The following is a 10,858-nucleotide window of genomic DNA, read 5'->3' on the forward strand; positions in this document are numbered from 1 at the left end:
ATGAAGAAAAGGGAAGCGGCTGCCTCCCTTTTCTTCTACACAGTGCGAATCGTCCACAGACTTCTCCGCTTTCTGATTATTTAACTTTCGTTCCGTTTGCCATCGTTTGATCGATGGACGCTAACGACAGCTTGCCGTTTTCGTCTTCTCCAGCAAGAATCATGCCTTGTGACAACTCTCCACGGAGCTTGACCGGCTTCAGGTTCGTAATGCAGATGACTTTACGACCTTCCAGTTCCTCAATGGAATAGTGCTTGGCGATGCCGGAGACGACTTGGCGTTCTTCATAGCCAAGGTCCAGCTGAATTTTCAGCAGCTTATCGGCTTTTTTCACTTTTTCAGCCTTCTTGATTTCGGCTACACGGAAATCGAGCTTGGAGAAGTCCTCGATCGTCACTTCTTCCACCTGCTCAGGTTTCTCCGGCTTCTTTTCTTCTTTCTTCGGTTCAGGCTTCTTCATCATATCCTTGATGACTTTCGTCTCTTCTTCTGCGTCGAGTCGAGGGAAGATCGGATCGTCCTTCTGTACCTTAGTACCAGCAGGGATTGCTCCGAATTCAGTCATGCTGTTCCATGTCTTCAAGTCATCGGACTGGACACCCAACTGTTTGAAGATACGTTCCGGCGTTTGCGTAAGGAACGGCTGAAGAAGGACACCAATGTGACGAAGGGATTCAGCTAAGTGCGCCATAACATTGCCTAGTCGATCCTTCTGGCTTTCGTCCTTCGCAAGCACCCATGGCTGTGTTTCGTCAATGTACTTGTTCGTACGGCTGACAAATTTCCACAAGTCCGCAAGCGCTACAGAGAACTCCATGTTCTCAAGAGCATTCTCAACGGAAAGACGCGTTTCCTGCGCCATTTTCTCAAGGTCTTGGTCGAATTCGTTCTCGCTTTGTGTGACGGCAGGAATTTCACCATCAAAATACTTACTGATCATAGCCACGGTACGATTCAACAAGTTACCGAGGTCATTCGCCAAGTCGTAGTTCGTACGCTCAACGAAAGCTTCTGGTGTGAACACACCGTCGCTTCCGAATGGAACTTCACGAAGAAGGTAGTAACGAAGTGCATCCAGACCATAGCGGTCGCTTAGTTGAACAGGGTCGACAACGTTTCCTTTTGATTTAGACATCTTTCCATCCTTCATCAAAATCCAACCGTGCGCGAATACTTGCTTCGGCAGCGGAAGGTCGAGCGCCATCAACATGATCGGCCAGTAAATCGTGTGGAAACGAACAATTTCTTTTCCTACAAGCTGAACATCTGCCGGCCAGAATTTCTGGTAACGGCTATCATCATCGGAGTCGTAACCTAGTGCCGTAATATAGTTACTTAGTGCATCGATCCACACGTAGATGACGTGCTTCTCGTTGCCCGGAACGCCGACTCCCCAGTCAAACGTCGTACGGGATACAGCCAAGTCTTCAAGACCGGGTTTGATAAAGTTATTGATCATTTCGTTCTTACGGCTTTCCGGTTGAATGAAGGTCGGGTTCTTCTCGTAGAAGTCCAGCAGCTGATCGACGTATTTACTCATTTCAAAGAAATACGACTCTTCCTTAACCTTCTCAACAGGGCCTCCGCAGTCCGGACAATGACCATCATCCAGCTGACGTTCCGTGAAGAAGGATTCACAGGATGTACAGTACCACCCTTCATACTGATCCAGGTAGATGTCGCCCTTCTGCATCAAGTAGTCAAATATTTTAGCGACGACTTTCTTGTGACGGTCCTGCGTCGTACGGATGAAATCATCGTATGAAATATCAAGCTTGTCCCAAAGCTGCTTAATACCACTTACAATCTCATCGACATACTCTTGCGGTGCAACGCCTTTCTCATCCGCTTTCTTTTGGATCTTCTGACCGTGTTCGTCCGTTCCAGTCAGATACATGACTTCATACCCCTGAAGTCGTTTATATCGAGCCATAGCGTCACCGGCTACCGTTGTGTAGGCATGCCCAATGTGTAAGTTGCCGCTAGGATAATAAATCGGTGTGGTGATGTAAAAGGTGTTCTTTTCCTCTGGCATCATGTTCCCTCCTCAAAAATCTAAAGCACGTGTTGGCTTTTTCACTTATTGTTTCATTCTATCGATTTATCTACTTTATTTCCATTCCTAACATTAAAATATACCGAATTCCCAATATGATTGTCAAAAATCTTACAGTTATGTATTTCACATTTGTAAAGACTCTGGTAAAATTAGTTGTAAAAGATAGATGGTTAATTCAACCATATTTGGTACATGTCACGTACTATTCCTTTAACCAACATCAGGTCTGATGACGCATTATTCAGTCTTTTTGAATACCCATGCGTGTATAGAGAGTTGGAAACACATTTTATCTTTAAAGGAATTGACTTGTCTGGGAATGGTTGGTACTATTATGTCGAGACATATGTCGAAAGATGACGAAAATACTTTTGATTGAGGGGAGACAGAATTATGAAATCTACAGGTATTGTACGTAAAGTTGACGAACTAGGTCGTGTGGTGATTCCGATTGAACTTCGTCGTACGCTTGGAATTAACGAAAAGGACGCTTTGGAGATCTATGTGGACGACGACCGCATCGTATTGAAGAAGTATAAGCCGAACATGACTTGCCATGTGACTGGGGAAGTTTCTGATGACAACATGAAACTTGCAAATGGCAATCTTGTCCTAAGCAAAGAAGGCGCAGAACAGCTAATTTCAGAGATTCAAAACAACTTAAATAAATAAAACCATAGAAACAGAGAAACATTTGAGACGATAAGGTAAAGAGACGATTCATTTTTAACAAAGACATATGTTTATAGAAAAACCCCTTACTGGGCACAGACCTGCAGTAAGGGGTTTTTTTTCATTCTACGTGGTAAGCCTGGTAAACATCACGCTTCGGCAGTTGCCGATCAAGGGCCGCCTGCTTAATCGCCGCCTTGCTCTTCATGTTTTCCTTTTCCATGTAGTATTCAACGTGTTCGACAATTGTCAAATCCGCCCACCAGACGTCTTCTTCCTCGATTTCATCCTCTGAAGCGCCTTCTACGATCACACAGAATTCACCTCGAACATGCTCTTCCGAGGCCCATTCGACAAGTTCCTCAAGCGTTCCTCTGACGTACTCCTCATACCGTTTCGTCAATTCACGGGCAAGAGAAGCCTTCCGATTTCCGAGGATTTCATGCGTATGGGTCAGCATTTCCTTCAACCGGTGAGGCGATTCATAGAAGATCAAAGTAGCCGATAGACGCTTCAAATCTTCTAATTGGACCGCTCTTTCTTTCTTTTTTCGTGGCAAAAAGCCACAAAAATAAAACTGATCCGTCGAAATACCAGATCCAGCCAAAGCGGGAAGGGCCGCATTTGCACCCGGCAGTACGACGACCACAACATCCGCTTCCACCGCAAGCGCAACGAGATCCGCTCCCGGATCCGATACGCCCGGCATACCGGCATCGCTGACCACAGCAATCGACTCTCCAGCCTCGAGGCGTTCAATCAGCTGCGGTCCCTTGGAGTGCTTGTTGTGCTCATGGTAACTGACAAGTGACGTCTGAATTTCGAAGTGATTGACAAGCTTCCTCGTATTCCGCGTATCCTCCGCTGCAATCACATCGACTTCTTCAAGTGTTCTGACCGCTCTGTATGTCATATCTTCCAAGTTGCCAATCGGCGTCGGTACAACATATAGTGTACCTGTTGTTTTTTCAGAAAAACTTTTTTGAACTTTCATCCGCGTCGCCTCCTCTAGCCTCCGCCAGCCACTTTTCTTTCTGTGCCCGAGACATCTGTTTGATTCTATATTCAGCCTTCATCGCTTCCTGCTTCGTATCAAAAGTCTTAGCGATTTCAAGTTCGAATGGTCCTCTGCCCCTCGTATATTTTGCACCTTTTCCTGACTCGTGCTTCTGGATCCGCTTGGTCAAATCATTCGTGTATCCCGTGTAAAGCGAATGATCCTTACACCTTAAAACGTAGACATAATGGTTATCCGCCATAGAGGATTTTCCTCAGCTCAGGCGTATAATCCCCCGAATCCGTCAATGCGTAAAGAGGGGGCAGGACATCAAGTCCGGGCTTACCATCCCTCGTCCCTTCGATTAAGAGAATGTTCGCTTCCTTCCCTTTTTTCGGATAGACGAGCCTCATCCGTTTCGGTTCAATCTTATACTGACGGAACAACGTCAGGATGTCGACCAGACGCTCAGGGCGGTGGACCATGGCCACTTTGCCACCTGACTTCGCAAGCTTGCTGAGCGATTCGATGACCTCCTCGAGCGTACAGTGAATCTCGTGTCGTGCAATCGCAAGATGTTCATTCAAATTTTTCTGTTCCGTTTTCGGAGTCGGGAAATACGGAGGGTTACATGTCACAAGGTCGAACTTGTTGTTTCCGTAATAAGCCGGCATCTCCTTCAAATCTCCGTGGATCATCGATAATTGATCACCCAACTCGTTCAATTCGATATTCCGAAGCGCCATATCATAAAGACGCTCCTGGATTTCCACCCCAGTAATCGGCACCTCTGACCGGGTGGACAAAAAGAGCGGGATGACACCATTCCCGGTGCATAAATCAAGGATCTTCCCTCTCGTCTTAGGGACATATGTGAAATCGGCCAGAAGGACCGCATCCAGTGAAAACGCAAAGACACTTTCACTTTGGATGATTCTCATGTTTTCTTCTGCCAATAAAAAATCGATTCGTTCATCTCCATATAATTGAACCATCGCGCTTGTTCCTTTCCTATATCTGTATAGCGAATTGGTTGTCGCTTACCTTCATTATTTTACAATGTCTTGCTTCATGACTCGTTGTCTTATTCAAATCCATAATACCATTTTCGTTCTCTTACAAAAAAGAAAGCCCTCCCTCTAGAGCAAAGGAAAGGCTTGGACCTGGGACTTATTTTTGTTTATTTAAAAAGGAAAGGCAGAATAGGCAGTCTTCATCCCGTGGGCTGCCAAAATGCAAGTTGCAAATATGAAAGCCTTCTTCATAAAGCCTGGCAAGATTATCATATCCCTCACCCACAACCGCGCCACGACCCTGTTTGGAATCACGCGAAGAAGCGGTCTGCTCCTTCTCATTCTCATGATCCAGGCGCTGCCGCAAGTGATGATTTTCAAGCGATAAGTGCTGATTCTCTTCTAATAAATAAGCAAGTTGCTTTTTTAAATCGCCGAGCTGCTCGTACAATTCGCCGATTTGGCTTTCTAAGTGGGATACTTGTTCAAAAATGGCTTTCTTCTTCACGCTTGACTCCACCTTTATTCTGAAGCTTCGGTTTGGAGTACTCCTTCATCGATTAACTCCTGTAAGGAATACTCGAGCACACGCTCTTTATCACGAAATTCCACCTGTACCATTCGCTCAAGCATGTTCAGACCGACTACTTTTCCTTTTCCATAAGAAGTTGCAATGCTTTCTCCGAGGTCAGGGAGTTCTTTCTTAGCTGATTCGTAATCGTCATTTTCATACTTCAGGCAGCACATCAGACGACCACACAAACCGGAAATTTTGGCTGGATTCAGTGATAGATTCTGGTCTTTCGCCATCTTGATTGAAACCGGCTCGAAATCTCCAAGAAATGTGGAACAGCAAAGCATTCGACCACACGGGCCGATTCCACCTAACATTTTCGCTTCGTCACGAACCCCAATCTGGCGAAGTTCGATACGTGTCTTAAACACGGAAGCTAAATCTTTCACCAATGTCCGGAAGTCTACCCGGCCATCGGCTGTAAAGTAAAAGATCACTTTATTTCGATCAAATGTATATTCAACATCGACAAGATTCATGTCCAATTTATGTTCACGAATTTTCTTTTCACAAACACGGTAAGCTTCGGATGCATTGTCCTTGTTTTCATCTACCGTGACTTTATCTTTGTCATCTGCCATGCGGATGACTTTCTTAAGAGGAAGTACGACATCCTCTTCATCTACGGATTTGTTAGCAATGACAACTTTCCCGAATTCGATCCCCCGGACTGTTTCGACAATCACGTAATCTTCTGTGGTCATCTTTAATCCACCGGGATCAAAATAATAAATCTTTCCCGCCTGTTTAAATCGGACACCTACAACTTCGATCATTCGGTAATCACCTCTGTAGTTGAAGGGTAAGTTGTTCCATCACTAAGTTCGGATGGACATTCTGATTTATCTTTCGCTTCGCCTCTAACACCTTCGTCAGACACTGCGCTGCAGACTGACGCGACCACTTCATCGCTGCCTGGTTCAATCTCTCTTTCTCTGTGACAAATACGACAGCTTCATCCCGGTCCACATGGTCATTGATCACATCTTGAAACCAAAGCATAAGTACGTCGAGTCCGCGCTGCATATGGGCACGTTCTTTGAAGTGAGGCATCCACTGATGGTTGATAAATAAAAGTCCTTCGTTTGGTTTATTTTGAAGCACTTCAATTAATTGTATCACTAATTTTCGCACATTAGCAAACCACTCATCCTCGTTCATTTCCAAGGCCTCATCCAGGTTATTCGTCAGCGAAGCGAGCAGTTTCGCGTTCGACTGTGAAACCCCTTCCTGAACGAGCCGCTCTTCAATTCTAGCAGGATTCAGTGGCTGAAAAGCGAGCAGCTGACAACGTGAGCGTATCGTATCAAGCATCGTCTGTCCACTCTCTGTAAGCAGCATGGCCGTCGTCTGCTTACTCGGCTCTTCTAAAAACTTCAGCAGACGATTGGACGCATTCGTTGTCATCTTGTCAGCATCGACGACAATGTACACTTTGCGGTTCGACTCCATCCCAGTGTAAGTGAATTCCTTCTGCAAATGAAGGATCTGTTCTTTTTTAATCGACTGGCCATCGGGCTCGACCCAGTGCAGGTCAGGATGGTTCCCGGAATCGATCCTCTTACATTCCCGGCAATGCTGACACGGCTCAGCTTCTTCACGATTCGAACAAAAGATGCTCTTCGCAAACAGAACCGCCATTTCCTTCTTTCCTGTTCCCCGGCTGCCCTGAAATAAATAAGCATGCGAGATTCGATCCTTTTTAAAACTGTTCATGAGCATCTGCGCAGCCAGTGGCTGCAGCTCTTTCATTTCTGTCCATGTCTGCATACGTGGTCCGTCCTTACGTATATAAATTGATAAGAAGCCCCTTGATCTCCCCGATTAAACCGAGAAGATCAATCGACCCCTTCTCCTGATCCATGATCGCATCCGTGAGTTCCGCCAGCTTCTCATCAACGGATTCGACGATGGTCAGCTTCCGGGTCTGTCCGTGGGGACTGAAGCTTCGTGAATGCTTCAAGTTCATGCCATATTGAACGGACTCACCCACGAAGTCCTTGATCAAACGTTTATATTTAGCTAAATCACGGAACGAACGGAACCGGGCCACCCGTTCACCCTGAGACGTAATTTTCGACATCAGCTGATTCAATTGAGCTTCCTGCATCTGTCTCGTCTGGGACTGCACCAGCGTATCAAAGCTCTGTCTGCCTTTTTGAGACGGAGGTGCCTGCTTCTTAGCTGATTCCATTTGTGTCCGCATTTCCTGACTGATTTTCATGAGGCGTCTCCTTTATTTTAGAACTGGAAAAAAGACTCCACTGGTAAGATGAACACAGTGGCTCCTCCTACTTCCACTTTGACCGGCTTCGGAATATAGGAATCCGCATTGCCGCCCATAGGGGAGATCGGCGCAATCATCTGCTCCCGCTGACTGCAGTTCTCTTTCACGACGTTCAACACATCATCGACTTGGTCATCCTCACAACCAATCATGAACGTTGTGTTTCCTTCTCGTAAGAAACCACCCGTCGTCGACAGCTTCGTCGTTTTGAAGTCGTTCTCTGCAAGTGCATCCGTCAAACGACTGCTGTCTTTATCCTGTACAACGGCTACGATCATTTTCATTGGAGTAAATCCTCCTCGTATTTTTATCTTATTATAACATCCCCGGCGTGTCCGACGGTAGATGTGGTGTAATAGCGGCATAGGCTGACGCTGAGACCGTTTCAATAGATGGTCGTGCATCAATCACCTGGATTCGGTCGTAACACTCTACCAGCTTCTTATAGGCCTCATAGACCTTTTCATGAAAATCAATCTTCTCCAAGTCCAGTCTATTCTGTTCCCGGCCTTTATTCGCTTCGATTCTAGCAAGCCCTTCCTCCGGTGTAATATCGAAGAAAAGGGTCAAATCCGGCATCTGGTCCTCAATGGCGAACTCATTGATCCGGTAGACATCATCCATCCCAAGCCCGCGTGCATAGCCTTGGTAGGCAAGACTAGAATCGATAAAACGATCGCAAAGCACAATCATGCCCTTCTCGAGCGCCGGTATCACCTTCTCTACTAAGTGCTGCCTTCTCGCCGCCGCATAGAGCAGCGCTTCCGTACGGCCATCCATCGCTGTATGGGAAGGCTCTAAAATAACGTGGCGGATCTTCTCGGCAATCTCGATTCCACCTGGTTCACGCGTTTCCAGAACAGGGTACCCCTCTTCTTTCAAGCGCCTCCCCACTTCACGCAATACCGAGCTTTTACCGGCGCCATCGCCACCTTCAAATGTAATAAACAATCCTGTCACTTCCATTCTCCTTTAAACACCATGATCCCCTGTTCAATCTGTTCGTTCTGAAAGCTCGCTCCCTGCTTGATAAGTGCCTGTATATAGTCGATTTGACTCCGGGATATACGCTCCCCCTTCAAGACGACGGCAATGCCCGGTGGATAAGGAAGCACAGCTTCAGCTGCTACCTCTCCTTCCGCATCCTGCCAGCGGCACCATTTAACAGGCGTCTCTATCATGTCAGAGAAGCTTAACGCCAATGATTGAACGACGGGGAGCCGCGGTTGATCTACCTTTATTGTAGCACGCTTAGACTGTTTTTTTAATTGACGATCCACGTCCATCAGCCTTCTTTTCAGATCCTCAACCTCAAAGCTCTCTCCAAGACCGAATGTCAGCAATACTTGACCACTCGTCGCAAGCTCTGGGAAAAGACCAACAGACTCCAAAGCCTCTGCGAGAGCAAAACCACTGCCTTCTTTTTCTAGTATGAGCTTCAACGGATCATCCCACTCGGTAAGAGGAGGCACGTTCCAATGAGGAGAAGAACGAAACACGTCCCTGACCTCCATGACAAAACGAATCAGTACCCTCACGTCTTCCTCGGTCATCCCAGCCATGTAATGACGGGCTAGATCGAGACTGGCCATCAAAGGATAAGACGGACTGCTGGACTGAAGCATCTGCAGATAATGTTTCAGCCTTCTTGTGTTCACCCTGTCAGAACCTACGTGCAGGAAAGAAGCCATCGTCATGGCCGGTGCCATCTTGTGCGCCGATTGAACGACAACATCCGCCCCCGCTTGAAGAGCAGGTTCAGGGAAGGGGGCCCCCATGTGAAAATGAATCCCGTGCGCTTCATCTACCAGGAGTGGAATGCCATAGTCATGTACGCATTCCGCCACCTCCCTCAAAGCATACGTCCGTCCAAAATAATCAGGGTACGTCAACAACACACCTTTAGCATCAGGATATGCGTCCAAAGCCTGTTTAATCGCTTCTTTCGTCATGACGCTGTAGCGATTCGTTTCCTCCTCCCATTCAGGCGCAACAAAGATAGGTTCTGCCCCAGCCAGCTCCAACCCGTTCAGAACCGACTTGTGGCAATTCCGCTGTACAATCAGTTGATCGCCGGGATGACACGTCGCAAGCACCATAGCAAGATTACCGACCGTCGAACCATTCACAAGAAAAAAAGACTCGAGGCTCCCAAAGTAATGAGAAGCAATGTCCTGTGCCTCCTTGATCACGCCCTCCGGTGCATGCAGATCATCCAAACCACTCACTTCTGTAGCATCTATATGTAAAACCGATTCAAACGCTGTACCATCCGGGTAGACGCGGCCGAATTTATGACCCGGCACATGAAACGAAATCGGATCTTTTTTCTGATGTTGAACCAATGCATCATACAGAGGTTTCTTCTTCTGTTCCATTTCCATCCCACTTTCTTTAAGTCTATCAACCATTGTACAATGATTTACTCTAGCATTTCACTACCATAGCCAGTTGAGTTGTTTTTACCCGATCATATAGGGCATCCCACTGCCATGAATAGCGAAATATTTCTCTATTACCCCATTTGCGAGAAGAACATCGGAATGACGGTAGACAACTCTCCCCTCCCAACTTTCACAAAAAAACCCGAACAATCGGTCAAACTCCTTTGGAACAGGAATCAACCTTCGTTCGGGTTTCTTCATAGCTGCTACGCTTTGTTACGAAACAATCATAGATCGATGCGCCTTCGACATTTGATCGACAAAGAACTGATACTTCGGATCTTCAACTGGTGTACGGACCATTTCCTGCTCGCAATCGTGACATAGAAAAACGCTCAATACGTAAATCCCTTCACTTGTCTGTTTAGAACAGACGCTGCAACATGCTGACTCTCTCATTTTTTTTCGCCTCCCCTGAATGTTTCCTTATGATCTAGTGTCTCCAACTCTATCAAGGTTATACCTACTTTCTTATGAAACTTTCAGGCTTCGTGTAAACATGACGATTGAAAAAGCAACACATTTCGGAAAAGAGGTGACTACAACATAGGTATGAAGCGAGCTTGTATGGTGTGACTTCCTTATCTTTGTTCATAAGAACAAGAGCTTAAAATACTCGAATCGTGGATGCTTTTATCATTTCCTAAGCATACGAAAAGCCCCTCAGAGGAGATCCTCTAAGGGGCTTTCTGTTGACGTGGCGGCGTCCTACTCTCACGGGGGTAAACCCGACTACCATCGGCGCTGAAGAGCTTAACTGCTGTGTTCGGCATGGGAACAGGTGTGACCTCTTCGCCTTCACCACCACATCA

The 10,858-nt window shown here is 46.5% G+C and carries 13 protein-coding genes and 1 rRNA gene; 1 reads left to right on the forward strand and 13 read right to left on the reverse strand.

Annotation, left to right across the window (positions count from 1 at the left end; translation table 11 throughout):
- Window positions 1-76: 76 nt before the first annotated feature.
- Window positions 77-2,035, reverse strand: a complete 1,959-nt coding sequence (gene metG / locus LCM20_RS19195; RefSeq protein ID WP_225197104.1) for a methionine--tRNA ligase — start codon at window positions 2,033-2,035, stop codon at window positions 77-79.
- A 417-nt stretch (window positions 2,036-2,452) separates the two neighbouring features.
- On the opposite strand from metG, the gene LCM20_RS19200 reads away from it, so the two are divergent.
- Entirely contained in the window at window positions 2,453-2,731 is a 279-nt protein-coding gene (locus LCM20_RS19200) for an AbrB/MazE/SpoVT family DNA-binding domain-containing protein (RefSeq protein ID WP_225197105.1), read from the forward strand.
- A gap of 121 nt (window positions 2,732-2,852) precedes the next feature.
- Here the strand turns inward: LCM20_RS19200 and rsmI are convergent, their stop codons facing one another.
- The 12 genes from rsmI to rrf all read right to left on the reverse strand — a co-directional run bounded on the left by rsmI (window position 2,853) and on the right by rrf (window position 10,855).
- Window positions 2,853-3,725 carry a 16S rRNA (cytidine(1402)-2'-O)-methyltransferase gene (rsmI, locus tag LCM20_RS19205; protein ID WP_225197106.1) on the reverse strand — a complete coding sequence of 291 codons (873 nt, stop codon included), beginning with the start codon at window positions 3,723-3,725 and terminating at the stop codon, window positions 2,853-2,855.
- Window positions 3,700-3,990, reverse strand: coding sequence for a GIY-YIG nuclease family protein (locus tag LCM20_RS19210; protein ID WP_225197107.1), 291 nt, complete (start codon window positions 3,988-3,990; stop codon window positions 3,700-3,702). The genes rsmI and LCM20_RS19210 overlap by 26 nt, the downstream gene beginning before the upstream one ends.
- Window positions 3,980-4,723, reverse strand: a complete 744-nt coding sequence (locus tag LCM20_RS19215) for a tRNA1(Val) (adenine(37)-N6)-methyltransferase (protein ID WP_225197108.1) — start codon at window positions 4,721-4,723, stop codon at window positions 3,980-3,982. Before LCM20_RS19215 ends, LCM20_RS19210 begins: the two co-directional genes overlap by 11 nt.
- Window positions 4,724-4,898: 175 nt before the next feature.
- Complete coding sequence (yabA, locus tag LCM20_RS19220; RefSeq protein ID WP_225197109.1) at window positions 4,899-5,249, reverse strand: DNA replication initiation control protein YabA; 351 nt, start codon at window positions 5,247-5,249, stop codon at window positions 4,899-4,901.
- A gap of 14 nt (window positions 5,250-5,263) precedes the next feature.
- Entirely contained in the window at window positions 5,264-6,091 is an 828-nt protein-coding gene (locus LCM20_RS19225; protein WP_225197110.1) for a stage 0 sporulation family protein, read from the reverse strand.
- A gap of 7 nt (window positions 6,092-6,098) precedes the next feature.
- Window positions 6,099-7,085 carry a DNA polymerase III subunit delta' gene (holB, locus tag LCM20_RS19230; protein ID WP_225197111.1) on the reverse strand — a complete coding sequence of 329 codons (987 nt, stop codon included), beginning with the start codon at window positions 7,083-7,085 and terminating at the stop codon, window positions 6,099-6,101.
- A 13-nt stretch (window positions 7,086-7,098) separates the two neighbouring features.
- A complete protein-coding gene (locus LCM20_RS19235) occupies window positions 7,099-7,539 on the reverse strand; it encodes a YaaR family protein (RefSeq protein ID WP_225197112.1) in 441 nt (146 codons plus the stop codon).
- 17 nt (window positions 7,540-7,556) lie between these two features.
- On the reverse strand, window positions 7,557-7,886 hold the full coding sequence (locus tag LCM20_RS19240; protein WP_225197113.1) for a cyclic-di-AMP receptor: 330 nt from the start codon (window positions 7,884-7,886) through the stop codon (window positions 7,557-7,559).
- Window positions 7,887-7,917: 31 nt separating this feature from the next.
- Entirely contained in the window at window positions 7,918-8,562 is a 645-nt protein-coding gene (gene tmk / locus LCM20_RS19245; RefSeq protein ID WP_225197114.1) for a dTMP kinase, read from the reverse strand.
- On the reverse strand, window positions 8,559-10,013 hold the full coding sequence (locus LCM20_RS19250) for an aminotransferase class I/II-fold pyridoxal phosphate-dependent enzyme (RefSeq protein ID WP_225197115.1): 1,455 nt from the start codon (window positions 10,011-10,013) through the stop codon (window positions 8,559-8,561). Before LCM20_RS19250 ends, tmk begins: the two co-directional genes overlap by 4 nt.
- 249 nt (window positions 10,014-10,262) lie before the next feature.
- Window positions 10,263-10,445, reverse strand: coding sequence for a sigma factor G inhibitor Gin (locus LCM20_RS19255; protein ID WP_225197116.1), 183 nt, complete (start codon window positions 10,443-10,445; stop codon window positions 10,263-10,265).
- 296 nt (window positions 10,446-10,741) lie between these two features.
- Window positions 10,742-10,855, reverse strand: a 5S ribosomal RNA gene (gene rrf / locus LCM20_RS19260).
- Between the last annotated feature and the right edge of the window lie 3 nt (window positions 10,856-10,858).

It is taken from the genome of Halobacillus litoralis, assembly GCF_020171725.1.
In the GTDB taxonomy this organism is placed as follows: domain Bacteria; phylum Bacillota; class Bacilli; order Bacillales; family Halobacillaceae; genus Halobacillus; species Halobacillus litoralis_F.